Origin of the sequence: Marinicrinis lubricantis (assembly GCF_042658665.1) — a bacterium.
Classification (GTDB): Bacteria; Bacillota; Bacilli; order Paenibacillales; family KCTC-33676; genus Marinicrinis; species Marinicrinis lubricantis.
Map to the genome: position 1 here is coordinate 1 of NZ_JBHSQV010000147.1, position 26,445 is coordinate 26,445.

Here is a 26,445-nt window from a genome sequence, read left to right on the forward strand (position 1 = left end):
AATTCGACACTCTTACCTTACCAAACGAAGCGGTGTTTTTCTATGTCGTCAAGCATTCGATCTAATCGATCACAAACTCATGCTGCACTTGCCATTAACCCGATTTTGGCTCTGCGAAAGTTGAGATTCTATTATTAGGGACACAAATATAGCCGCTCAAAAAGTTGCTGTTCGAAACGGTATGAATATTATTGATAAAGATACTAAGAATTTTAGGAATATAGATATGGAATTTTTTCTGTATTCTGTAGACCGAACAAAATGAGCAGGTGAAATTGAAAAAGGTTTCCATGATGAACCCATATACTGTTTGAAATTGAGCTAATTGGAGACGATAGCTTAATAAACCGCCTTTCAAACAAGGCGGTTTTCTTTTGGTTAAATATCAACATTAGAATTTAACATAGCCTTTATTTAAAGATCATAACAAAGATGTCCAAGCGCTTCTAGAAAAAACACCCTTTGCTTGGACAATAGTTCACACACCTAAGAACGATGCCGTTTCGTCTGCCTAGGGCTCTTCTTTTTTTGTACTTACAGGCATACATATAAAGGAGCTTGTATTTTTGTCGACCTAAGTTTTGATGAAGCTGGAGGAAACTGCTGCGAAGGCCGCTTCAAAGGGGGGAGCTTTAGCATTGGCTTTATCGTTTCGGAGAAAAGGCTGGCGAAGCAGAGGGTGGAAAAGCAAGGCACCGAAAAAATTAAAGAAGCGGCAAATCTTTTTTATTGTGCTGCTGATCACGATGTTTTTGGGCGTGCAGAGCTTTATTTACATTGAGAAAAACTTGCGGCCCGCCTTGTTGAATGTCGCTTCCGTCAGACTGAAGCAAATTGCAACGCAAGCGATCAATACGGCGATTACAGAGAAAATCTCGCAGGCGACGAACTTCGAGAAGCTGATCGATTGGAGAACGGATCATACCGGTAAGATCACCGGATTTATGTTGAATTACGCAGAGCATATGAAAATTACCGCCGATGCTGTTAATGTGGTGCAGAATACACTGAATACACTGCAGAAAGTACCCGAGGAAATTCCAGTCGGGCAGGCGCTGGACAGCGCGATACTCGCTTCCTTCGGACCGGATATCAAGGTCAAGCTGGTTCCCGCCGGCAGCGTAAAGGTAGACTTGGACACGAGACAGCAGGATGCAGGTATAAATATGCTGCTAGTAGAGGTTTTCATTCGAATTACGGCGGAAGTGACGATTATTATTCCTTTTGACACCGAACCGGAAATGGTGACGACCGAAGTGCCGATTTCGTATTTGCTCGTTGTCGGAGACGTTCCTATGTACTACTTTAACAACAAAGGACAGCCGATCGAAACCCCATATACTTCGGGTGTGGTACCGCCATCGATCTCGATTCCGGAAATTAAACCGCAGTCGTCGGCGGATGGAGAGAGCTTGCCTGTCGATACGGTTCCGCTTCCGGATAATGAGATGAGAAGGGAATCCGAGTAGCCGCAGATACAGGAATTGACAAGTTTCGTGTATATGATATGCTCGAATAAGAAATGAATAATTGCAGCAAGCGGAAGCACCGCCTTTTCTGGACAAATCGATCGATTTGCCTCGGAAAAGGCTTTTTTGTTTTGTTTGTGATGCAGAACGATGGAAAAAGGAAAGTTTGGAAGGTTGTGGAATATAGGTAAAGAGGACTAGTCGTTAAGAGATAGGGGGACGAATCGTGAGTGGTAGATTTGCCAAATACGTAGAGTATCAGCTTGTCGAACGTATACCGAATTTGATGGTGGTGGATGTATGGTAAAGAAGTTTCCTATGATCCTGTCTGCTATTGGAGTTACCTATATATTATATTTTTCGGCATGTGCAGCTGATGCGGATGGGACGGAAGTTCAAAGCTTCGCAGATATTCCGGAACAGCATTGGGCAGCTCCTGCGATTGAATGGGCAGTAAAGGAGGGCGTTGTTTCGGGTTACATGGATGGTACGTTTAAAGCTACTCAAGCGATCACGAGAGCCGAATTTATTACAATGCTCGTTGAGGGGGCTATGATTCCTCATTCAGAAGGAAGCGTACCGTGGTATCAATCATACGTCTATGCGGCCATAGAATCTAAACTTCATTTTGAAGCGGACTTTGATTCGTATTCGGAGCCGATTACGAGATTTGAAATGATCCGATTGGCGTTAAGAGCTATGGATAGAGAGCTGCGTACGGAGAAAAGTCTGGATCGGAATGCTTGGCTTTTGTTGGGCGTTGAGAAAGGGCTACTTAGGGGAAGGAATTATAGCGGCGAATTGGAACCGGGTAGCTTATCAACGAGAGCAGAAGGTGTGGCGCTGATTCAGCGACTCGCACAGATTCGGGCAGGGTTGAAGCTGGAACCGGATGCCGCAGCATTGGAAAACTTGCAATCTATGAATGAAAACATATTGGGGGAATAAATGATGAAAAACAAAATGATGAACATGGTGAAAATGACGTTAGCAAGTACGATGTTGTTTGCTTCGCTGTCCGTAACAGCTTCCGCAGCGCAGCCGATTAAACGAGTGGGAACACCAGATATTCAAGTGTTGATCGATGCGAGAAAGATCAAGCTTACCGATGCGAAGCCTTATGCGAACGAAGATCAACGTGTCATGGTTCCTGTTCGTGTCGTCTCCGAAGGATTGGGAGCGAAGGTGGATTGGAATCAAGCGGAAAACAAAGTAACAATCACGAAAGACGAGAAGGTCGTTCAGTTGACTGCGAATCAAAAGACCGCGGTGGTGAATGGCAAAACGGTTCAATTTGATACGAATATGACCGTGAAAAAGCAACGTGTGTATGTTCCTCTGCGTTTTGTCAGCGAAGCGTTGGGACAATCCGTCATGTGGGACAGTGTGAGCCGCTGGGTATGGATCGGTAAGCAGGATGTTCCTCGTCCGGAGGATGTGGGAATTAAGAATGTGCCGCTTGAAGATGTGGTGAAATATTTTAAAAATAGACAGGATATTTATGAGTATCATGATAAAGCAACAATTTATAAGTCTAGTGATTTTCCGATTTCTTTGCCGGTAAAAATAGGGGAAAATGTAATTTATGAAGTTTTTCAAGCTAATCAAGGGTCTATAGAAGGTATTGGGCTACATTATAGCGGAACTATATTATCCAATATTCATTTAGTTTTAGAGGACTATAAGGGGGTTCGTACTCGAAATCCTGTTTATACCGAAAAACATGTTGACGGGACAAAAACAGCCTATTTCCCTGTTGTCTCTGAAAGTGATTCTTTATTTTTCAATATAAAGAACTATAAAGACTTAAAGTACAGTCACTTGAAATACTTAGGTATTACAACAGATTCAAATTCCTTGCAGTTATTACAACTTAAATAAATCGTGAGGTTGGGTTATATGTTTAAAATAATTAAAAAGTTAATTCTTTTATTACTGATTTCATTGATTATATCTCCGTATGGCTTGAACTTTGTTCAAGCCTCTTCTTTACCTACTGTTCCTGATTCTGAAAATTCGAATCGTCATTATTTTGTAGCTTTATTCAGTTATGAAATTTGGAGACATTCAGATGGATCATGGACAGCTGAAGGTTGGATGGGTCAGGAAGATAAAGTGATTCCTTTTGATTATTCATTTGAAGCCCCTTCTGGAACTGTGATAAAAAATGTTACAGCAGAAGCCTTTACTGATCAACTACGCACTAGGTTTGGGGACGAGAAATTCGAAAAAATTTTCTATGAGTCTAGATATGAATCAACACGATGGTCAGATATGAGACCAATGATAAGTAAAAGTTTTAGCACTTCACTTACAGACCTTCAAGGAAAAGGGACCACTTCAGCCTCGATGAAATTAACCGTAACAGGTGATCTCAATGCTGTAGTGGCACCGGAGGAAACTCACAAAAACGGTGGGAGTTATGCAGATAATGTCGTTGGTTACAGATATTATTTTCCCACTCTCTTAACAATCGATGTAGAACCCATCGAAAAACCAAAGCAGCTGTACTTAACCGTGAAGCATTTTTTAAAAGACGGAACAAGCTTGGCTGGCGTATTCCCTAACTATGAAGAAACTAAAGAAGTGGGGGAAGAAGTGAATGTCGTTCACCCTACTCATGAAGATTATAAGTATATAGGTCATGCCAAGACATCAACAGGGGCGTTGCCAAGCATAAATAATATGGTAGCTGGCGATCCGGGGAAGTTCACTTACGATGGTTCTTTTGAAAACTATATTGTCTACTTTTACTACGATACGGATCTTCCAACACCGCCACCGAAGCCACCGGATGAGCCGGATGATCCAGGGGGGCCAAATATAACAGGCGATTTTGATATCATTCCGAATCAGATTGAATATCGTGAATCCTTTACGCTGCGTCCGAAGGATATTCAAACGAACAATTGTACTTATCTCTATCATGAGTTCAAAATTGAAAGAGACGGAATGTTTAAAAATTCACCTGATATTTACGGGAAAACTAAAGATCTCACTTATACATATAATACCTATCCGTCCGTTATCGGGGTGGGTACACATGATGTGTATATGAAAATATACGGCAGCTGCGGCGAAACGGAATGGATCGGTCCAAAACCATTAGTCGTGACAGGTTCAGGAGATAACTCGCCACCGGATTTTGCTGTTGGCTGGACCATTCCGGGTGTACATACACAGGCGGGTGTTGTCACACAGGTTGTCGAAGGCACTTATTTAGACCTAGTTTATCTGGATGAACCGCCAATGAGTGATCCGGACGGAGATCCGATTGAATGGTTAGGGTTTGATTTTGCAGGCACGAATAACAGCTGGCTGCAGTCGATTCCAAGTAAATATGAGGAATATACGGAAGGCTGGCTGCGGATCAAAATGGACAAGCCAGGCTATTACTCCATTAAGGCGAGTATCCGGGACACACTGGGAGCAGTAACAACTAAAACAGCTACAGTCCAAGTCGTTCCACCCAATCCCGTACCGGTCATTACCGGCCCTAATGAAGTTGTAGAAGGGCGGCCGTTGCCATCTGAATTTTCATCTGAGCAAAGTTACAGCCCGATTAACGGTAGGAAGATCGATCACAGCCGAGATATTTGGACGAATGTAAAAGAAGTGTATGATACCGTCGGTAAAGAAATCATTACTCTTGAAGTCTTTGATGAGCTGGGGCTAAAGAGCGTCGCACCGGCACAACATACGCTTACGGTTAAGCCGGATCTTCCGCCAGTTGCGGAGCTGGATTATGCAGAAAAAGGTTTGAGAACAGCTGAGACGTTATTTAAGAATACTTCCTATAGTCCTGATAACGATAGAATAGTAGTCAATCGAGTTACTTATCGTTACGATTCAAACAATGATGGATCGTTTGATAATGAAACAGAAGTTAATATTCGGCTGGATGATAATAATGAATTTTTATTTAAGCCATCTAAAGTAGGGAAATATCTATTTACAGTATATGTGGAAGAAGATTGGGGTAAAAACGATACAAGTACATTTGCTTATGAAGCACTAAATGATTCACCTGAAGCCCAATTCTCTGTGAAAGGGGAAGTTCTAGAACCGGTTTTAATCCCACCAACACCAATAGATCTACAGCAGATTGTATCGAATCAGAATTGGAAGAATTCGAATATGTATCATAGTTCTTACCCTAAACTGTGGGCATATGATCCGATACAAAAGGCATTGACTAGTATTTCAAATGAATTAGAGAATCAGGATCATTACAACTCAATATCAAGCTCAAATGTAAAGATCGCGAAGTTTCGTCAATACAGATCAGTTACAGGAAATTGGAACAATTTCAATTATGGAGAATATGGAGCGTATGTTGGGAATGATACGGTATTAGGAATTGATCTATGGTTGGACGAAATTGAGCCGGCAAAAGCTTTGTATGATAGTGGGGAATATAAATATCTAACACCGTTGAGTAACAGCACCGTCATGCAAATAGATTATGAAAGAGGAATTGTTCATACTTACGATGAAAGAAATTGTGTAAACTCAGGCTACCGATTATCTGATTTGCTGAATGAGGATCTTTCAGAGTATGTACCGATCTATTCAAATTCAAATGTAGTTGACGGGAGATGCAGCATTACTAATAATCCGTATTACTATGTAAGGAATCACTATAATGAATTTAACTACGATTATAAAAAGCTGGGATACGGTAGTAATCTCCCGACTATTACAAGCTATACATGGGAGAATCTGATTGAAGAAGCGGAAAGTAGACAAGCAGACGCTAATTTTGACAGTTATTCTTTTTCTCAATTTGGTCATCATTCTAGAGATACTTTGGGAAATTATTATAAGGATGATCAAATTAACTATTATAGTGGATTCACACTAAAAAAAATCGATGGAAGCACTGGTGAGATTCTATGGTCAGTTCCAAGGGCGGGAACAGAAGCTGTTAACGATTATAATTTAGCATCAAATTTTGATGGAACAATTATAGCTTCTACAGAAGGGAACGCTGGAGGAACGTATACAAAATATATCGTGTTCAGAAACGCATCAGACGGTTCTGTTCTCAAAAAGGTGAATTTGGGTACCACCTTCCCAGGCAACCCAAATTCGTATGCACAAGAAATAGTAATAGGTTCTTATGAAGATGTACTCGTTACAGGGGCTAAAACTTATACAAATATTCATTTACTCCGCGGCTGGGATTTTAACGGTAATCTATTGTGGTCTCTGAGCGTTCCTAAAAGTCTCATTGATAGGGGCTATACCATTTCACAAGATGGCTATTTATTATTCATGGATAAAGAATTTATTTTAAATATCGTTAGTATGAGAAATGGGAGTAAGGCAGGCACGATAAATTTATCGAATACTATTCATGGAAGACATGACTATGGTGAACATTCGATGAGGTTCGACTTGGAACTTGTTGAGGATGGAAAACTCTATCTAAAATACTGGTATTCTGAAGGGACAGATCAAACAGATATTGGCGCCCTACTGATTAAAACAGACACCTTATCTAATGCCGCAGAAACGACCGAAAAAAACGCTTATGGACAACTGATTGGGCCGGATGAGCTTGCGAATTTGGAACTGCATTATGACTTGAAACTGAATAAAAAAGTATACAGCGGCCAAAAAAACGCGGGCTTTGGTTTCAGAATTCAGGATCATAAAAATATGTATCGTGTAGAGTCTGACGAGCAGACGACAAGGCTTGTAAAGATCGTAAATGGAACCAAAACAACGTTAAATAGCGTGAATTACAAGATGGAATATTTCGAATCATACAAGTTCAAAATTAATGCGTTTGGAAATCGAATCAAGGTGTACATTAACGGTGTTCCATTAATTGAGGTTATAGATGATACCTTTACCTCAGGGCGTTATGGACCGTATGCTTCCATTAGTCGTGCGAAGTTTATGAACCTAGGTTATGTGGATTTAGGGGACAATTTAAGTCTAGTAAACAGTATTGCACTGGTTGATGAAAAGGTGAAATATAGCACATCTTATCTTGATCCTGAGAATGACCTGAAAATTGATGAACTGACGACATGGACTTACAAGCACACGAATCCAAATAAATTCTTGAATGCCGGGGATGGAAAATCCGGGTTGTCGCAGTATCATAATAAGACAGTTAATTCAGCGATATTATCCTTTGATAAGGTAGGGATGTATCAAATTAGTTATAAAGTAAAAGATGATCCAAATTTAGTGTATAGATACCCAAATAATACATTCGCTGAATACAGAAAAGATTCGAGTCCATGGTCTGAAAATGTGATCGTTCACCGTAAACCGATTGCTAGCTTCACGGTGTCCATCAATTCGGATTACACGGTTAAATGGACGGATAACAGTTATGATCCGGATCGCTGGTTGAGCAGCAGTAATTATTCCAGTGAACCAACAGGCATTAATTATCGAACGACACGGGGCATTCTGGAAAGAAGATATTATTATGTCACGCCTAGCGGATCAACAGTATATAGCCAGCTAATTACACCAAGAGAGACGGGAGAATTTGTTGTAGGATTGGTCGTTAAAGATGAATACGGTGCATGGAGTGATTGGGCGGTCAGAACGATCCATGTTACGCAGATTCCAGAGCCTGATGAACCGCCGGTACCAGGATTCACGATTAATCCAACTACCACCTACAGAGGTGTTCCCATAACGATTAATTCCACAGCCTATGATGTGGAAGATGGAGCCAGAGAAAATCTTCCGCATGAATACTACATTCGGAATGTAACCGATGGCGGCCTGGAATCATTCCAAAGCAATAGTCGTACCCAATGGACGAAAACATTTAATACGATGGGAACATTCAGTATCCGGCAGGTTGTATTTGATTCACTTGGACAATCCGCTACGATCACAAAAACGATCAATGTTGTCAATCGTAAGCCAGCTGCCAACATCACATATCCAACGAGTACAGATGCGAATAACCCCACCATCCTAAAGGATCTAAGACCAACATTCACATGGTCGTATACCGATGCAGATGGCGATGCTCAAACGAAGTATCAGGTGCAGATTTATCATAAGAACGGATCGCTGCTGAGAGATACCGGAGTGATGGGGGGCAACCCAAAAAGCTGGATACCAACGGTTGATTTACCCGATAAGACAACGATGTATGTCATTGTTCGAGTCTTTGACGGTTATGATTGGAGCGATTGGAGTGCGCGGAAATATTTCTATACGAACGGTAATGAACCGCCGAATGCCAATTTTGATTGGACGCCAAAACCGGTGTGGGAAGGGGATACCGTTCGGTTAATAAATCAATCAACAGATCCTGATGGTGATCCGCTTACCTACTTGTGGAAAGTCACTTTCCCGGACGGCACGTCTCAAACGTTCACACAGACGGATGTTACATTGAAATTCACGCAAATCGGAATATACCGGGTGCACCTGACGGCTGATGATGGTGAACTGACGGATTCCGTGGAGAAGGTGATTGAAGCGAAGGAACTCATCCTTGAGCCATCCGTTTATCATACAGATGAATGGAAAGCGATACACGACGAGCTCGGCCATGAAACAGAGACGGATCCCAAAGATTTCTATTCCGGCGAAATCTTCATTCTGCAGGCATTTACATCTCCAGCACCCGTTCAACGTGTTCGCGCATGGCTTGATACCGAAGGCAGAGCTGGAAACTCGATATACATCACCTCTGATTTATCACCAAGCTTAGAACCGACGCGGTATCAAGGCGAATTATACGACGAGGTGTTGATGTCACTCACCGAAGGTTTGAATGAAGGCATGGAAACGATCTGGTTCGAGGTGCAGTACGCTAATGGTGTAGTCAAACAAGCCGGCGTACAGGTCCGTATGATCGGACTGGCCAAGGAAGCTGCGGGCGTGCATCGCAGAAGGTAATGGGGTCTAAGAAAGAAATAAAGCGATAAGCTTTATTCAGCTGTAGTATCGATACCTTATACATTTTATAAATCACCCGACTTTTCATTGGAATGAGGTTTCCTTGTGTCAGAAGATGCTCTGTTACAGGGAAAGTCGTTTATGGGAAGCGGGTGTTTTTCGCTGAAACGCGATGATTAGAGACTACTTCAACGAACACCGGTCATGAGAGAGCAAATGTTTTACTGCAGCATTGTATGATGGAATGACGATGCATACCCATGAAGGACTGCACTGCTTGACGCAAACCTCACTCCCGCTGCAAGATCTGGAAATTGTCTAGGCCGAATCTGGATTTTGTCTATGTTCTCATCATCAAAATCTCGTCTATAATCCTGATTGAGAATAATTATCATTATTAATGAATGATATAAACAAATGGAGGGACGAGAATACATGAAAAAGAAAATCTGTATCGTGAGTGCTGTCGTCTTGATTATGCTGATTGCAGCAGCTTGTGGAGCAAATGAAAATGATGAGCCCGCGTCAAGCGGCTCAACAGGTCAAATCCAGAATGAGTCAACAGATAACGGCAACCAACTTGCAGGAGAAGGTGCAAATACTGCCACCGAAGAACAAGAGGATGCGAATGGTACAAGAGAGATTCAATATTTAGGTGAAAGCTACACCGTTCCAACAACAGTAGAGCATATCGTGATTACAGGTTCTCTGGAATCGATGGAAGACGCATTGGTGCTCGAGGTAAAACCGACGGGCGCAATGACCGTTGGCGGAGAATTTCCTCCTTTGTTCGAGAGTATTACTTCGGATGCTACGGGAATCGGGGAGAAAACGCAGCCGAGTCTGGATACGATCCTGACTTTGAAACCGGATGTCATCCTGGCGAGCACGAAATTCCCTGCGGAAACGTTAGAAAAGCTCGAAAAAATCTCTACAACAATCCCCGTTTCGCACATCTCTACGGATTGGGAAGCTAACTTAAAGCTGCTTGCCGAACTGACAGGGAAAGAGGAGCTGACGGAACAAGTACTGCAAGAGTATGGAAATACCGTGCAAGCCGTAAGAGAAAAAGTCGAGCCGCTGTTCCGGGATAAAACGGTGCTGGCCGTGAGAATCCGGGCTGGGAATATATACATCTATCCGGGAAATGTATTTTTCAATCCATCGATCTATGAAGATTTAGGCGCAGAAGTTCCAGACGAAGTGAAGCAAGCGAAGGCACAGGAGATGGTCACCTTGGAAAAGCTCTCCGAGATGAATCCAGACTATCTATTCGTTCAATTCTCCGAGGATGAGAATCAGGATGCACCACAGGCCCTGGAGGACTTGCAGAACAATCCGATTTGGCAGAGCATACAAGCGGTCAAAGAGGGCCATCTGTTCATTAATTTAGTTGATCCGCTTGCGCAGGGCGGTACATTTTACAGTAAAACCACTTTCCTTGAGGCGATTCAAAGCAGCAGTCTCATGAATGAATAAATAGGAGATGCTATGCAAGCCAGATATAGAATTGCTGCTCTCATCTTTTGGAGCTCACCGTTATGGATACTATTGACCGTCCTGCTGTCTGTATTGTACGGGGTGAAATCTATCGATATCTGGACGGTTAGGGATGCGCTGTTCCAGTTCGACGAGGGCAATGTCAATCATCAAATTATTATGCATTCCCGATTGCCGAGAGCGATTGGAGCAATATTAATTGGAGCCTTTCTGGCCATATCGGGCGCACTGATGCAGGGGATGACAAGAAATGATCTTGCATCCCCTTCAATCATGGGGGTTACGGATGGCTCCGCCTTTGCCATTACCCTTTGTATGGTATGGATGCCAGCTTCATCATCTCTAGAGATGATCGGATATTCATTTGCCGGTTCTGTGTTGAGCATTGTGATCGTATTCGGTCTGGCGTCACTGCTGCCGGGCGGTTTTTCCCCCGTAAGCATGGCGATCGTCGGGACCATTATCGGTACGTTTTTGAGCAGTATTTCAGCGGCCATCGCCTCTTATTTCCAGGTATCGCAAAATATTAGCTTTTGGTATAATGCACGCCTCCATCAACTAGATCCGGAGCTCATACAGCTGTCTCTTCCCTTCGCAGTAATCGGCATAAGCCTAGCGGTGGGGCTCTCGAGATCGGTGACGATTCTTTCACTCGGCGAAGAAGTGGCCGTCGGTTTAGGACAGCGTACGAAATGGATCAAGTTCGGGGCTGTTGTAAGTGTCGTGCTGCTGACGGGCACCTCCGTTGCTTTAGCTGGGAAGATCGGCTTTGTCGGCCTGATCATTCCACATATTGCAAGGCTGCTGACCGGAATGGATTACCGCTTAATCATCCCATGCTCCGGCATTCTGGGCGGTGTTTTTCTTGCGCTTTGTGACGTATTGGCCCGCTTTCTTAACCATCCCTATGAAATGCCGGTCGGTGTCGTCACAGCGTTGTTTGGTGTTCCTTTCTTCTTCTATCTCATTCGGAAAAAAGGGGGCGGGAACCATGCTTAAATCTTCTGCCCGCCGCTACCTCATCGTCATGTCCTTCAGTCTGGCCGCAGTTGGATGGATGGTTTATGTGAGCTTGACGAGTGGTGTTTATGAAATGCGGGTGATGGATGTCATTCGGACATTGCTGCGTGTTCAGCCGCACACGGATTATGATCTGATCATTTGGGAATTTCGCCTGCCTCGCATCTTGATCGCGATATTGGTCGGCATGGGCTTAGCCGTTGCAGGTGCTGTCGTACAAAGCATCACGCGTAATGACTTAGCCGATCCCGGGATACTCGGGATCAATGCAGGAGCCAGCGCCTCGATGGTTATCTTTTTATTTTTCTATCAGGGCAGCATCCACGGGAGCGGGCTAATGTCTGTCATGGCGATGCCGCTGTTTGGTCTGATCGGCGGACTCTTATCAGCAGTATTGATTTATATCTTTTCATGGAAAAATGGAAGAATGGACGCTCAGCGGCTTATTTTGACCGGGATTGCAGTTGCTTCAGGATTAGGGGCGATAACGCTGTTTTTTACCATGAAAATGAACCCGGGTGACTTCGAAATGGCCGCGGTCTGGAACTCGGGCAGCGTCTATAACGCCAATTGGAAATATATCGCCTCCATTGTTCCTTGGCTAGCTGTTTTACTTCCTCTTATTGTAAGGAAAGCTTATTTGCTCGATCTGTTTAGATTGAGAGAGGAATCTCAAATCGGCCTGGGGATATCCGTTCAAAAAGAAAGGGCACTCCTTCTTCTGTACAGCATTGGTATTGTGAGCGCATGTGTGTCCGTTTCAGGCGGTATCGGTTTTATTGGACTCATGGCTCCGCATATCGCCAAGCAGCTTGTCAGCGGCGGTCATCGAAGATTTATCCCGCTCTGTGCGGTGATCGGTGCGCTGCTCGTGCTGACGGCTGATTATATCGGCAAAACTTGGTTCGAACCGGTAGAGCTGCCTGCTGGAATGATGATTGCGATCATTGGCGTACCGTATTTTGTTTTACTTCTATACCGAAAGAATGGACGCTACTAATCAATACGATTACAAGTCCACGTGAATTGACAGTGTAATCGTGAAGCGTTTACAATAAACGTATGGTGATGTAAATTTTCGGCAATTGTTATTGAAAAGTTCCCTTCTTCATTATGCATTGGAACAGCTGTTGTTCTGGGCGTTATCCTAAGAAGGGAACTTTATTCATATGTTTGGGATGACCGTTAGATAACAACAGGTACTCAACTAGTTTATTTTCATTGGGCAGGAGGAGAGAGATGGGACAATATATTTTAGCCATTGACCAAGGCACAACGAGTACAAGGGCCATCATCTTTGATCAGAGTGGAAATATCGCGGGCATCGCTCAGCAGGAATTCAAACAGTATTTTCCGAAGCCGGGTTGGATTGAGCACAATGCGAACGAGATTTGGGTATCGGTGATGAGTGTGATCAGTACGGTTTTGACAGAGTGCAGCATTTCACCAGATCAGATTCAAGCGATTGGCATTACAAATCAGAGAGAGACGGCGGTCGTATGGGATAAGCAAACAGGTTTGCCGGTCTACCATGCTATCGTCTGGCAGTCCAGGCAGACGGCTGCGATATGTGAGGAGTTAAAAGAAAAAGGCTTAGAACAAAAGTTCAAGGATAAAACAGGACTGCTCATTGATTCGTATTTTTCGGCCACAAAGATTAAATGGATTCTAGACCATGTGGAAGGCGCAAGGGAAAAAGCGAAACAGGGAGACCTGCTGTTCGGAACAATCGACACTTGGCTCATATGGAAGCTTTCGGGCGGCAGGGTGCATGTGACCGATTATTCGAATGCTTCGAGAACGCTGCTTTACAATATTCATGAGCTTCAGTGGGACAGCGAGCTGCTGGATATTCTGGACATTCCTGCAAGCATGCTGCCGGAGGTACGTCCTTCCTCGGAGATCTTCGCGTATACGGAGGATTACCACTTCTTCGGACACCGGATTCCTATCGCTTCTGCGGCGGGCGATCAGCAGGCGGCCTTATTCGGACAGACTTGTTTTGAAAAAGGAATGGCTAAAAATACGTATGGAACCGGCTGCTTTATGCTGATGCATACCGGAAGTCAGCCTGTTCGTTCGGCGAATGGTTTGCTGACGACAATCGCATGGGGGCTCGGCGGCAAGGTTGAATACGCTTTAGAGGGCAGTGTGTTCGTGGCGGGTTCGGCGATTCAATGGCTGAGAGACGGCCTAAGAATGTTTAAAACAGCGAGAGAAAGTGAAGTGTACGCGAATCGGATTGCCTCTACCGAGGGCGTATATGTCGTTCCCGCTTTTGTCGGTCTGGGTACGCCTTATTGGGACAGCGATGTCAGAGGTGCGGTCTTTGGCTTGACTAGAGGGACGGCGAAGGAGCATTTCGTACGGGCGACCTTGGAATCCATGGCTTATCAATCGAAGGATGTGCTGTCGGTCATGGAGGAGGATTCCGGCATTGTCATGAATACATTACGGGTCGATGGCGGCGCAGCAGACAATACATTTCTGATGCAGTTCCAAAGCGATATTCTCGGTGTCACGGTCGATCGGCCTACCGTGAAGGAGACGACCGCATTAGGCGCAGCCTATTTGGCCGGTTTGGCGACCGGTTTTTGGTCGAATCAGGATGAAATTTCATCGCTGTGGAAATTAGACCGGCAGTTCAAGCCGTCGATGGAGCGTGAACAGCGGGATGAGCTGTACAGCGGATGGAAGAAGGCCGTATATGCGGCCATGGCATTTAAATAAGCTGCCGAAGCGGCAGCTTATTTTTTTCGTTTCGCGCGGTATTCCTCTCTCTCCCACTGCTTGAGCGATGGGTATGGATCGAAGGACCAGTCGACAAGACCGCTATCTCGGTATAAGCCGTAATGCAGATGCGGCGGAAACTTCCCTTGTGTTCCCGGTTTGCCATAGCCTGAGCTGCCTACCCAACCGACAACGTCTCCCGGCTGTACGATCGTACCTTCTTCAATCCCCTTATTGAAGCCCGAAAGATGTGCATAATAGTGATAAATATTATGGATGTCGCGGATACCTACACGCCAACCGCCGTACTTGTTCCATCCTTTGATCTCAATGATCCCGTAAGAAGTGCTTCGTACAGGAACGCCATGGTTAGCGAAGATGTCGGTTCCTTCATGAATTCTTCGTCCACCCCAGCCCCGGGCATCGCCCCAAGTGCTGCGATAAGAATAATTAGAGCGCAATGGCAGGGTGAATACGTGGCGTGTAAGCTCTAATGTGTCGAAGTGACGATATATTTTTGCAAACTGATCGATCCGCTTGACACTTCGCGGATTATGGTAGTAATCCCATAGGGAAATTGTAAAGTCTTCATCGGAATAGCCTTTCTGCAAAAATTCCATCGCAAATGTATATAATACATCGGTGTCGTTTTTAATGTCCGCTTTGCCATCACCGTCACCGTCTTGTCCGATGCCCCCAAACATTCGGATCGTACGCAGATCTGTATCTTGTGGATTCGGATTGAAAGGGCCAGCCCATTTTTCGTCTGGAAAGCGGATGGCAATCAACCCTTCTCGTTTGGGGTACTTCTTCGGATTGGCTGAACTGAGCGTACGTTCATATTGATCGACTGCGGCAAGACAATACCATGGAATACCCGTCATAAGCGATATATTTTCAAAAAGCAGCCTGCGCTCATACCGCTGTTGTTCCGGACTTAGCTTCACGCTTTCGGCCGCTTGCGCCGAATTTACGGCAGTCCACAGCAGAGTAATAGTAAGCAAAACGCAGAGGGGCAGGCGAAGACTGCGGTAAAGACGTTTCACACTGGTGTCCTCCCATGTAATTGGTATGGTTCTTATGTTTTCCTTTTTTCAATTGCATATGTATGAAAGAGTATGGTTCTGGTAAGATGGGGGTATCCAAATTTTGTGCAAGAGGGTTGTGAGGGAATGGATCGATTTAATCACCTAGAAGAGCATATCGACGAAGGTATGGTCATGATTCAAGCGAATTTGGACGATATGAATCCAGAAATGACTTCCTACGTGATGGATTTACTGTTTGAGGCCGGAGCGAACGATGTGTTTTGGGTTCCGATTGTGATGAAAAAAGGCCGTCCCGGCATGATGCTGAACGTGTTCGCCCATCGAGATCGGTTGGCGGAGTTAAAGGAAATCATCTTTCGGGAAACGACGACGTTAGGCATTCGGTATAGTGCATGGACATGCCACAGGTTGGGCAGGGAGAAGGTAGATGTAAATACGCCGTGGGGCACGGTCACCGTCAAAGTTGGCATATTCGAAGGGGAAGCGGTTCAATATGCCCCGGAATATGAAGACTGTCGGAGGATTTCGGAGAAGGCTGACATCCCGCTGAAGAAAGTTTATGATGAGGTGCGTTTTCGTTACTCAGTAATGCGGGAAAGCCGTAACAACCAGCTTTGACTCCATGACGATGGAACAGCCGGAATCCGGTTCATCATGTGGATTATTATGAAGACAATTTGTGAGAAAAAGGACAGGGAGAGCACGGTGGATGCTCTTTCCTGTCCTTTAATATCTATCTTATCATTTATCGTGATCGTGATGATGATGATCGTGGCCACTGCCTTCATCACTGCTTTCATGATGATGCTCATGATGTTCATGCGAATGGCTGTGGTCATGATGTTCATGATCGTGATGATGATTGTGCTCGTGATCATGATCATGTTCGTGGGAATGCCCATGATCATGATGATGGTTCCCATGCCCATGGGTATGACCATGATGATGCGAGTGCTGCAAATGATGCTGCTCTCGATGGACACAGCGATCCAGTTCGTTCTTGGACAGCTCACCGATCAGCACCCGAAGCACGTTGGGCTGATCCGGAAGGTCTCTGCTGCCAGCCCCATAGCCGATCTTCTCTATTTTCATCGAAGGGATAGAAGCTAAGAAATGACTCACGAGAGCAGAGACAATGCCGGCACCAGTCGGTGTTGTCAGCTCTGAACGATGTACGGTATGGGCAATCGGAATCCCCTTCAGCATTTCCAGTGTTGCAGGCGCAGGAACAGGATAGAGCCCATGATCACAGCGGACAAAACCGTAGCCCGTAGGGATAGGGGAGCTGATGACGGCTTCCACCTGCAGCGTATGTAGAGCCAATGCGACACCCACAGCGTCTACGATGGAATCGACGGCCCCTACCTCATGAAAATGCACCTTATCGAGAGAGAGGCCGTGAATTTTGCCTTCAGCGATGCCGATCTTTTCGAAGATCGAAAGTGCATGACGTTCTACTTCGGGATTGAATTCAGCGGCTTGAATCATGTGGACAATATCGCGGTAATGCCGATGGTGTACCGGAGGATGCTCCTTCGATAGTTCTACGTCAACTTTGACCGCTGTGATCCCGCGTTTGTTTACGGTATACTGCTTAAGCTCATAGGGATCGAGCGGGAGCTTCTGTAATTCGCGGACGACATAGTCCATATCCGCTCCCGCGTCCGCTAAAGCAGCCAGCGTCATATCCCCGCTGATGCCTGAAAAGCAATCTAAATATATTGCGCGCATTTAAGTTTCCTCCTTATACATCCGCTCGTTTATGAGTCCAGCCGCATACCCGGCGCCGAAGCCGTTATCAATATTTACGACGGTGATACCTGGAGCACAGGCGTTCAGCATGGACAGCAAAGCGGCGAGTCCATCATAATGGGCGCCGTAGCCGACGGAGGTGGGGACGGCGATGACCGGCACGTCCACCAGACCGCCGACTACGCTTGTCAATGCGCCTTCCATGCCGGCTGCGACGACCACCACATTAGCCTTACGTATATCCTCCAACCTAGCGAACAATCGGTGGATGCCGGCCACACCAACATCGTTGATGCGCAGCACATGATTGCCCATCATTTCTGCCGTAATAGCCGCTTCTTCTGCGACGGGAATATCTGAAGTTCCCGCACATACGACGGCAATGTATCCGTTTTCCTTTTTGTCAATCGGTTTCCGAAGCCAAGTGATGCTACGTGCGTCAGCATGATAATGTAAATCGATATCCGGTAGAAGACTCTGGATCTTCTCCGCTTTATTCGCTTCAATACGCGTCGCCAAGATTCGATCGCTGTGGCTCTGCAGCCGCTTCACAATTTCTGCGATTTGTTCTGCAGTTTTACCTTCGCCATAGATGACTTCGGGAAAACCGATGCGCCGCTCGCGCTGGATGTCCAAATTGGCAAAGCTGATATCGACAGAGCCTTTTTGAAGCTCATCTATCTCGGCAATGGCCGCTTGCTTGGCCTGCTCCATTGAGAGTTCACCTTGCTGCAACTTTTCAAAGATACGTTCCATATTCATGTTCATATCGAATTAGACATCTCCCGACGCGGTCTTTTGACTTACAAGAGAAGGAGCAAGCACTTCGTTCATGCTGCCTGTGCGGTAGCCCTGCAGATCTAGCGTCACGTATTGAAAGCCAAGAGAAGTCAGCTTCGCATAAATTTGCTCCCGCTGCTCGATAACCTTCATGAGATCATCCGGCATTACTTCAATGCGAGCGATTTTATCATGGTGGCGTACCCGCACTTGATATAATCCGAGCTGCAGCAAAAAGGCTTCGGACTCATCCAGTTGGTCGATTTTATATTTTTCTATCTTCGTGCCATAAGGAATGCGCGAGGAAAGACAAGCGAATGAGGGCTTATTCCAAGTCGGAAGCTCAAGCGCTTTGGAAAGCTGGCGAATTTCTTCTTTTTTAAACCCTGCTTCCTGCAAAATACTGCGTACGCCTTGCTCTTCTTTGGCCTTGAGTCCAGGACGGTAATCGCCCAAATCGTCAACATTGGAACCGTCTACAATATAAGGATAGCCAAGCTCCTTCGCCATTCGTTTTAAGTGAGTATATAAACCCGTCTTACAGTGATAGCAGCGATCCGGGTTGTTCTGAACAAAGTTTTGGTTGTCCAGCTCGCTGACCTCGGTTTTGATCAGCTTGACACCCATGTCTTCCGCAATGGCGACAGCGGCATCGAATTCGCGTGAAGGAAACGTTTCGGAGGCAGCAATCACAGCTGCTGCTTTATCGCCAAGCTCTTGATGAGCCCTTTTCAATACGAAAGTGCTGTCCACACCGCCGGAGAAGGCGATTAAAGCGCTGCCCATGTCTCTCAATATTTCGCCAAGCTTTGCGTCTTTTTGCTGGAGTGTGATACCTTCTGCCATTCATCCATACCTCCAATTCCATGTGTTACTGTTATCTTATCAGAAACCGCGCGGTTGTGGAATGTTTGCCCAAACATGCTATAATAGAAGTTGTGAGAAAGTTCGGCTTTTTTTTATAACCAAAAGACCCGAATGAATCTCCAATCGGGGAGAAACGCAAGACTATACTGTAGTTAGGCAGGCGATTCTAAATGACTTTAACCGAGATGAGAAAACCAGATTGGTTAAAAATTAAAATAGCTTCAGGCGAAGATTTTAAAGATGTGAAAGAACTAAAGCAAATGATGCGCTCCAAAACTTTACATACCGTATGCGAAGAAGCAAAGTGCCCGAATATTCACGAATGCTGGGCGAATCGTACAGCAACGTTCATGATTCTTGGCGATACTTGTACGCGTGCGTGCCGTTTTTGCGCAGTGAATACGGGTCTGCCGACAGAGCTGGACTTACAGGAACCAGAGCGCGTAGCCGAGGCTGCGGAGCAGATGGGCTTGAACCACTGTGTAATCACTTCTGTCGCAAGAGACGATCTCAGAGACGGCGGCGCCCAAATTTTTGCAGAGACGATTCAAGCGGTGAAGGCAAAGCTTCCGCTGTGCAGTGTGGAGGTACTGATTCCTGACTTTATGGGTAATTTTCAATCGCTCAAAACCGTTTTGGATGCCAAGCCGCAGGTACTGAATCATAATGTAGAGACGGTGGAAAGACTGTCTGACCGTGTGCGTTCCAAAGCAAAATATAGAAGGACGATGGAGCTGCTTAGAAACTCTAAAGCGTACAAACCAAAAATTCCGACGAAATCGAGTATCATGATCGGTGTGGGTGAAACGTGGGATGAGATATTGCAGACGATGGACGATTTAAGAGCGGTAGACTGCAACATTTTGACGATCGGTCAATATCTTCAGCCAACACGCCATCATTTGCGCATTGAAAAATACTATACGCCAGAGGAATTTGCTCTCTTGAAAGAAGAAGGCATGAAACGAGGCTTCAGTCACGTAGAATCTGGCCCGCTTGTTAGAAGCTCCTATCACGCACATGAGCAGAAGGAAGCAGCAGATCAAACCATTGCCCAAGCAGAGGAAGCAGAAGCCGGAGTCCGTTAAGCTTTCATTGTTAGAATGAGGCGGATATGGTATCTGGTGATCATGGAGGGGAGAACCCATTGATTCAAATCGGCGGTAAAACGTATGAGCTTGTCAAGGAAAATAGGAACGGCTGGAATTTAGAAGCGTTCAAGTCGAGATACAGCGAAGTGCTGGATCGGTACGATTATATCGTCGGTGACTGGGGATATAATCAGCTGCGGCTGAAAGGCTTTATGAAGGAAAACGGAAAGCATGTCAATAAAGAGCAGAATACGATCGAACAGGTTGAAGATTATTTGCTCGAATACTGCAATTTCGGTTGTGCCTACTTTATTTTGAAAAAAACAGAGGATGCGCACAAAAAGCCGAAAAAGGACAATGAGAAGAAGGACAGCTAGATGAAATAAAGGAGTACTCCGTTCCTCGCTGATTAGGCGAGAGGGAGTACTCCTTTTTTAATATGTTTGGCCATATTTCTGCAAAATGTACTCGTGCAAGCGCTGCTTACTGGGGCGATCCATCGTGCTTGGAGCCGATGAACGCTTCCTTCACCCGGTCCCAAAACGGGAATGGCCGGTATCTGGCAAAGCGGACCTTCTGCTGCGCGACTCTTAAGCGAATGGACTTTAAATCATTGACCTCAATCGGAAGATGGTCCACAGTTATAAACATCGGCTGATCATTCATAAGCACGATTTCACAGTGATGGTGCTTCGGCAGTAGAATCGATGAGCCCAGCGTTCGGAACACCCGGTTGTTGATCGAAGCCATTTCGGCGATTTGGATCGCCTCTAGAGCGGGATGGACGATGGCGCCTCCCAAGCTTTTGTTGTAGGCTGTACTGCCGGAAGGGGTGGAGATGCAGATGCCGTCTCCACGGAACATTTCGAATAAGCCGCCGTTGATACAGAGCTGGGCGACGAGTGTCGATCGTGCACCGCGAATGGTGCATTCATTCAGTGCATAATATGTTTTGGCTTGTCCGCCGGAATGAATTTCAACTTCAATCAGCGGGTACTCTACGCGTTTATTTTCCGAAGCTCGCTCGGATTGGGACATCAGCTCTACCAAGGTTTCCAATTCATTCGGCTTCCAATCGGCATAGAAACCCAGATGTCCAGTATGAATTCCGACGAATGCGATGTGATCCAAATGATCTAAAAAATGATGAAATGCTTGCAGCAGGGTGCCATCTCCGCCGATCGAGACGACAATATCCGGAGAAAGATCATCCCGCTGCATTCCATTCTTCGCGGCTAATTGATGAAATCGTTCCATCAACTCATCTGACGTCTGATCTCCTCGGCTTAATACATAATATTTCAAACCGTCTCCTCCTAAAGGTGAGTTGCCCTCATAACATAATCATCATAACGAATCCGTTAAGAGAACTCAATGGAAAAACCCCAGGAGACCCTAAACATGGTGTGGCGTCCGATCAAGAAGTAAGGAAGAGTGATAGGTTCGTATTCATCATATGGGTGAAGAGCTGCTGGACACCGGTTTTGACGAATTCGGTCTTTATTTGAAGCGGAGCCTACTGCGCAGCCATGCACTGGTGCCAAGAATGATCAGCATGCCTGCGAACATCAACCCCGATACGATAAAACCGTACGGAAGAGTCTGTGAGAACGGCATATTCGGAGACAATTGGCTGAAGACCGTTTGTCCTTCCAGCCATCGGCTGAGCCATGGCCAGAATGCCACGACGATCGCGGCTGAAATAAATCCATGTATAAGTCTTGCCCATAGAAAAGGCTTGTAGCTGAAATCCGTACGATTGATCAGGCTGGCAACTTGGGCATGAACGGACAGTCCGCCCCAGGAGAGGACGAAGGATGCGGCTGCGCATTTTAGCATCAGCGGTACTTCCGCACCTGCTGTACCGGCAGAACGGGCGCCTAAGGTCACCTCAAACCAACCGTTCATGAATGCGGGAGCCAGGTCGAGCGGAATGGAGAAAAGATCGAACAGCTGATGGGTGATAAAGTACAGTGCACCGAGTACATTGATGATGGATAAGCATTCCATAAATACGGAAAAGAACACGACGAGACCGCCGATGACCATAATGAGCTTGATTGCGGATTGTATGGAGTCCTGCAGCAGTAACCCGATGGGCTTTTGGTTTTCCAATCTGGCTCGGTGCATGTTTTGAAATGCTTGCATCACGATGTTTTTCCGCTTCGAGGGCAGTGGTTTCGCTGGTTCGGCATTTTTTTGCTCTCTGCCGTATCCATAAAATCGGAAAATCAGACCGATCAATATCGCACCGCCGTAATGGGCGATGGCCAGAATGATGGCGGCAGATGGCAAATGGAAGAACCCAACCGATACCGCACCGATCAGAAAGATGGGGTCTGAGGTGGTTGTAAATGCGATCAGACGCTCGCCTTCCAGACGTGTAATTAAATGCTGCTCTCTGAGCTGCGCGGCCAGCTTGGAGCCGACAGGATATCCGGATGCGAAGCCCATAGCCATAACGAAACCGCCGATACCCGGTACACGGAACAGCGGACGCATAATCGGATCGAGCAGCGTTCCAAAAAAATGAACAATGCCAAAGCCAAGCATCAGCTCGGCGATCACGAGGAAAGGAAACAAGGAGGGAAACAGTACCTCCCACCATATGGCAATTCCCTTCATCGAGGCTTCAAATATTTGCCCGGGAAATAAAAAGAACAACAGCATGAAAAGAGAAGCGCCGCCGATCACAGCGGTCCGCATCAATGTATGAAAAGTGTGGTTCACAGGACGTGCCGGCCTCCATTTCTGAACAACTCTTGCTACTTCAATGTATGAAACGAAAGCCCAGAATATGAAAGCTTGTACGCAGGAAAAGCATTGGGTCATCAGGAAGACAGTGGTATAATAAAAGAAGTGAACAAAGATAGAAGGGGGCATACCGTCAAATGGTGATTCAGCCGCAAAGCTTGTATGAGCGAATGGGAGGAGCGGAAACGGTTCGTAAAATCGTCGAAGCATTTTATCCCATCGTCCAAGAAAACCCGGAAATTGGTCCTTTATTTCCAGAGGATATTCGCCCCGTGCAGGAGAAACAATACATGTTTTTAACTCAATTTTTCGGGGGACCTTCATTGTATTCAGACGAGTATGGTCATCCGATGATGAGAGCCAGGCATTTGCCGTTCCCGATTACAAGGGAAAGAGCAGAGGCGTGGCTTGGCTGTATGAAGCAAGCTTTAGAAAAGATCGGCATGGAAGAGGAACTGAAGCATACCGTTCTCGAGAGACTGTCGGGTCCGGCTTTTCACTTTGTCAACAGCTGAGAATCTATATGATATGTAAAGGAGCAGGACAATGACAGAAGCGTTATACAGCGTGCAGGCCCAGTGCGCCTGCTGTGAAACCCCGTTCCAAACTTCAAAGGTACGACCCAAATTCAAAAAGTCAAAAGGACGGGATTCTGACTTTTGTCTTTATTACGAAGAAGAAACGCTAAATCCCGATTTTTACGTCGTTAGAGTTTGTCCGGCTTGCGGCTTTGCTTCGACCGAAAATTTTGCTTATAAGTTTACGGATGAGCAAAGAAATACGCTCTTTGAAAAAATCAGTGCGAAGTGGAATCATGCCGATTATAGCGGCCGAAGAAGCTGGGAGGATGCCATGGTGTCGTACAAGCTTGCAATTCTCTGTGCACAAATTACGAACCAGAGCGAACGCGTTCTTTCCGGGCTGCTTCATCATATTGCTTGGCTGTATAGATACCGTCATGACGCGGAGCAGGAGCAGCGATATTTGCGTTTTGCGCTCGATTCTTATGTAAAGGTATATGAACAAGAAGGGACGAGTAATGACGCAAAATTGATGTACATGATCGGTGAATTGAATCGCAGGTTGAAACAGTACCACGAAGCGGTCAAATGGTTCGGAAGAGTCGTCAATGACGAAAAAATTATGGATTCCGCGATGATTGCGGCCAGTAGAGAACAGTGGGCATTAACACGGGAAAATATGAAAGAGGACGAAGCCGCTCAAAGCTCATGACTTCATTAACTCATCAAGATAAAAAAAAGATTCAGGTGGGCGAAGGTTTCACCCATCCGAATCTTTGGATTCTTCGTTCTGTGCCGGTTTGTTCAGCTCGGCCATTTTTTGAAGTAAAATGTGCTGCGGCATGTGCATCAGATGCTCTAAAGGGACATTTAACGCTTTAGCCAGCTTCTGCGCCGTTTCAGGCGATATTTGCAGTGGTCTCATGAGTCGGCTGCCTCCTCTGATTCCTCATAATTAAGGAACAATTTGCATAAGATACCCCAAAAGTGACTGGAACCCATTCATTTTTAGGGGTTGTTTTCATTCGGGAACAATGGATTACTTTAGTATAACAAATAAATATCAAGAAGAGAAAGTGAGAGATGACTTTGAATCATCCATTACAGCAAACCTGGGATCTGGAATCCATTTTTCCTGGGAAAAGCGGATCTGCAGAGCTGAAGACGTTTTTGGCCTCTATGGCACAGCAGTTGGAAGAGTTTCACAGCTCGCTGCAACAGCAGGAGCAGCCGGAAGCAGGGTTTATGATCACAAAAGTGCAAGAGCTTCAGGAATTGCAAAACCAGCTGCGTGAAGCAGAATCGTTCACTTCCTGCCTATCGGCTGAGAATATGAACGACGGACAGGCGGTTAAGCTGGGAGCCAAAGTAAAGGAAATGATCGCCGGTTATGAAACGGCGCTTTCCTTGTTCGACCAGCTGCTTCTGAAGATGGAAGATGACGCTTTTCAATCGCTGCTCGAAGAGGAGACGATGAAGCCGGTTTCGTTCGCGGTGAAGGAGAGAAGAATTCAGGCGAAGGATAAAATGGACGCGAAGCGGGAAGCGCTTCTGCAGGACCTGGCACTCGACGGCTACCACGGCTGGGCAGAGCATTATAACACCATCGTCGGACGTCTGAGCTTCGAGCTGGAGCAGGATGGCAAGCTTCTGAAGCTGTCGGCGGGACAGGCCGCGAACAAATTGAATTCCGCAGAACGGAAGGTTCGAGTAAGGATGTTTGAGGAATGGGAGAAGGTCTGGAAGGAGCATGGTGATTTATTCTCCGATACGCTGAACCGGTTGGCTGGATTCCGCCTTCAGATCTACAAGCATCGCGGCTGGGAAAGCGTGTTGAAGGAACCGCTCGAGATGAACCGGATGCAGCAGGCAACGCTGGACACGATCTGGAATGTCATTGAACAGAATAAGCCTCGGTTTATTACATATTTAAGGAAAAAGGCGAGCCTCATGGGCTTGCAGCGGCTGTCCTGGGTGGATGTTGAAGCGCCGGTCGGTAAAGCAAAGCGTTCGTTCTCGTATGATGACGGGGCTGATTTCATCGTGGAGCAGTTCGAAAAGTTTAGTCCGAAAATGGCAGAGTTTGCTCAGCTTGCTTTTCATGAAAGCTGGATTGAAGCGGAGGATCGCAGCGGTAAGAGACCCGGCGGCTTCTGCACCTCATTTCCAATCCGTAAGCAAAGCCGCATCTTTATGACTTATGAAGGCAGCGCCTCGAACGTATCGACCCTTGCACACGAGCTCGGCCATGCGTATCATCAATATGTCATGGATGATATGCCGCCGCTTACGCAAAATTATGCGATGAATGTGGCGGAGACGGCTTCTACGTTTGCAGAGATGATCGTCTCAGACGCTGCAGTGAAGGCGGCCGCAGATGACGAGGAACGACTATATTTGCTGGATGATAAGCTGCAAAGAGCTATTGCCTTCTATATGAATATTCACGCTCGCTTCCTCTTTGAAACAAGGTTCTATGAACAGAGAAAGGAAGGAGTGCTTTCAGCCGAGGAGCTTAGCGAGCTGATGCTTGGGGCGCAGAAGGAAGCATACTTGGATGAATTAGCCGCATACCACCCGAATTTTTGGGCGTCCAAGCTGCATTTCTATTTAACCGATGTGCCGTTTTACAATTTTCCTTATACGTTCGGCTATATGTTCAGCGCAGGAATTTATGCGTTAGCCGAGCAGGAGGGACACACGTTCGAAGATAAATATGTATCGCTGCTTCGGGATACCGGCAGAATGACGGTAGAGGAGCTGGCGCAGAAGCACCTGCAGGTAGATTTGACGAAGCCGGAATTCTGGCAGCGTGCGATCGATGTGACTTATAGAGATGTGGAGCTGTTCATTAAGCTGGCGGAGCAGCAAGCCTAAGGAAGTTATTCGTTCGAGAACAAAAACAATCATGGCTTTACGCCACATCCCCGGCATGAAAGCTAGGGGCTATGTTTCATTCCAGTACTAAACTCCAATACTGCTAATAACCGCTGTCGGAACAGGTACGCAGCTTTTTTTGGTG

21 protein-coding genes are annotated in these 26,445 nt (G+C 45.9%); 14 read left to right on the plus strand and 7 right to left on the minus strand.

Annotated features, from left to right (window positions below; all coding sequences use genetic code 11):
• Positions 1-638: 638 nt before the first annotated feature.
• The 8 genes from yunB (at position 639) to glpK (ending at position 14,609) form a co-directional block, all read left to right on the plus strand.
• Complete coding sequence (gene yunB, locus ACFPXP_RS11290) at positions 639-1,469, plus strand: sporulation protein YunB (protein WP_379894315.1); 831 nt, start codon at positions 639-641, stop codon at positions 1,467-1,469.
• A gap of 300 nt (positions 1,470-1,769) precedes the next feature.
• Positions 1,770-2,417, plus strand: coding sequence for an S-layer homology domain-containing protein (locus tag ACFPXP_RS11295; RefSeq protein ID WP_379894317.1), 648 nt, complete (start codon positions 1,770-1,772; stop codon positions 2,415-2,417).
• Positions 2,418-3,350 (plus strand): copper amine oxidase N-terminal domain-containing protein, encoded by a 933-nt coding sequence (locus tag ACFPXP_RS11300; RefSeq protein WP_379894318.1) that lies wholly within the window; start codon positions 2,418-2,420, stop codon positions 3,348-3,350. It begins immediately after the preceding gene.
• Positions 3,351-3,368: 18 nt separating this feature from the next.
• A complete protein-coding gene (locus tag ACFPXP_RS11305; RefSeq protein ID WP_379894319.1) occupies positions 3,369-9,359 on the plus strand; it encodes a PKD domain-containing protein in 5,991 nt (1,996 codons plus the stop codon).
• Positions 9,360-9,794: 435 nt separating this feature from the next.
• Positions 9,795-10,838, plus strand: coding sequence for an ABC transporter substrate-binding protein (locus ACFPXP_RS11310; protein ID WP_379894321.1), 1,044 nt, complete (start codon positions 9,795-9,797; stop codon positions 10,836-10,838).
• A 12-nt stretch (positions 10,839-10,850) separates the two neighbouring features.
• On the plus strand, positions 10,851-11,858 hold the full coding sequence (locus ACFPXP_RS11315; protein WP_379894322.1) for a FecCD family ABC transporter permease: 1,008 nt from the start codon (positions 10,851-10,853) through the stop codon (positions 11,856-11,858).
• A complete protein-coding gene (locus ACFPXP_RS11320; RefSeq protein WP_379894323.1) occupies positions 11,851-12,879 on the plus strand; it encodes a FecCD family ABC transporter permease in 1,029 nt (342 codons plus the stop codon). The genes ACFPXP_RS11315 and ACFPXP_RS11320 overlap by 8 nt, the downstream gene beginning before the upstream one ends.
• 239 nt (positions 12,880-13,118) lie before the next feature.
• The gene (gene glpK / locus ACFPXP_RS11325) at positions 13,119-14,609 is read left to right on the plus strand and encodes a glycerol kinase GlpK (RefSeq protein ID WP_379894325.1); all 1,491 of its coding nucleotides are present in this window, start codon (positions 13,119-13,121) and stop codon (positions 14,607-14,609) included.
• A gap of 17 nt (positions 14,610-14,626) precedes the next feature.
• Here glpK and ACFPXP_RS11330 read toward each other — a convergent pair whose 3' ends face one another.
• Entirely contained in the window at positions 14,627-15,655 is a 1,029-nt protein-coding gene (locus ACFPXP_RS11330; protein ID WP_379894327.1) for a M23 family metallopeptidase, read from the minus strand.
• A 126-nt stretch (positions 15,656-15,781) separates the two neighbouring features.
• Here ACFPXP_RS11330 and larC point away from each other — a divergent pair, with 126 nt between their 5' ends.
• The gene (gene larC, locus ACFPXP_RS11335) at positions 15,782-16,276 is read left to right on the plus strand and encodes a nickel insertion protein (protein WP_379894328.1); all 495 of its coding nucleotides are present in this window, start codon (positions 15,782-15,784) and stop codon (positions 16,274-16,276) included.
• Between the two features lie 123 nt (positions 16,277-16,399).
• Here larC and ACFPXP_RS11340 read toward each other — a convergent pair whose 3' ends face one another.
• The 3 genes from ACFPXP_RS11340 to larE are packed head-to-tail and all read right to left on the minus strand — an operon-like array spanning position 16,400 to position 19,036.
• Positions 16,400-17,389: a LarC family nickel insertion protein gene (locus tag ACFPXP_RS11340; RefSeq protein ID WP_379894330.1), complete on the minus strand. Its 990-nt coding sequence runs from the start codon at positions 17,387-17,389 to the stop codon at positions 16,400-16,402.
• Positions 17,390-18,178: a nickel pincer cofactor biosynthesis protein LarB gene (gene larB / locus ACFPXP_RS11345; RefSeq protein ID WP_379894332.1), complete on the minus strand. Its 789-nt coding sequence runs from the start codon at positions 18,176-18,178 to the stop codon at positions 17,390-17,392.
• Positions 18,179-18,184: 6 nt separating this feature from the next.
• Positions 18,185-19,036: an ATP-dependent sacrificial sulfur transferase LarE gene (gene larE / locus ACFPXP_RS11350; protein ID WP_379894333.1), complete on the minus strand. Its 852-nt coding sequence runs from the start codon at positions 19,034-19,036 to the stop codon at positions 18,185-18,187.
• A 191-nt stretch (positions 19,037-19,227) separates the two neighbouring features.
• On the opposite strand from larE, the gene lipA reads away from it, so the two are divergent.
• Both lipA and ACFPXP_RS11360 read left to right on the plus strand, forming a co-directional pair.
• Complete coding sequence (lipA, locus tag ACFPXP_RS11355; protein WP_379894334.1) at positions 19,228-20,145, plus strand: lipoyl synthase; 918 nt, start codon at positions 19,228-19,230, stop codon at positions 20,143-20,145.
• A gap of 59 nt (positions 20,146-20,204) precedes the next feature.
• Complete coding sequence (locus ACFPXP_RS11360) at positions 20,205-20,525, plus strand: YutD family protein (RefSeq protein WP_379894335.1); 321 nt, start codon at positions 20,205-20,207, stop codon at positions 20,523-20,525.
• 106 nt (positions 20,526-20,631) lie between these two features.
• On the opposite strand, the gene ACFPXP_RS11365 is transcribed toward ACFPXP_RS11360, so the two are convergent.
• Complete coding sequence (locus ACFPXP_RS11365; RefSeq protein ID WP_379894336.1) at positions 20,632-21,453, minus strand: NAD kinase; 822 nt, start codon at positions 21,451-21,453, stop codon at positions 20,632-20,634.
• 195 nt (positions 21,454-21,648) lie between these two features.
• The gene (ylbJ, locus tag ACFPXP_RS11370; RefSeq protein WP_379894337.1) at positions 21,649-22,878 is read right to left on the minus strand and encodes a sporulation integral membrane protein YlbJ; all 1,230 of its coding nucleotides are present in this window, start codon (positions 22,876-22,878) and stop codon (positions 21,649-21,651) included.
• Positions 22,879-23,039: 161 nt separating this feature from the next.
• Between ylbJ and ACFPXP_RS11375 the strand changes: the two genes are divergently transcribed.
• Complete coding sequence (locus ACFPXP_RS11375) at positions 23,040-23,417, plus strand: globin domain-containing protein (RefSeq protein ID WP_379894338.1); 378 nt, start codon at positions 23,040-23,042, stop codon at positions 23,415-23,417.
• 31 nt (positions 23,418-23,448) lie between these two features.
• Positions 23,449-24,135 (plus strand): DUF2225 domain-containing protein, encoded by a 687-nt coding sequence (locus tag ACFPXP_RS11380; RefSeq protein WP_379894339.1) that lies wholly within the window; start codon positions 23,449-23,451, stop codon positions 24,133-24,135.
• Positions 24,136-24,183: 48 nt separating this feature from the next.
• Here ACFPXP_RS11380 and ACFPXP_RS11385 read toward each other — a convergent pair whose 3' ends face one another.
• Positions 24,184-24,348 carry a YycC family protein gene (locus ACFPXP_RS11385; protein WP_379894341.1) on the minus strand — a complete coding sequence of 55 codons (165 nt, stop codon included), beginning with the start codon at positions 24,346-24,348 and terminating at the stop codon, positions 24,184-24,186.
• 158 nt (positions 24,349-24,506) lie between these two features.
• Here ACFPXP_RS11385 and ACFPXP_RS11390 point away from each other — a divergent pair, with 158 nt between their 5' ends.
• Complete coding sequence (locus tag ACFPXP_RS11390; RefSeq protein ID WP_379894342.1) at positions 24,507-26,300, plus strand: M3 family oligoendopeptidase; 1,794 nt, start codon at positions 24,507-24,509, stop codon at positions 26,298-26,300.
• Positions 26,301-26,445 lie beyond the last annotated feature (145 nt).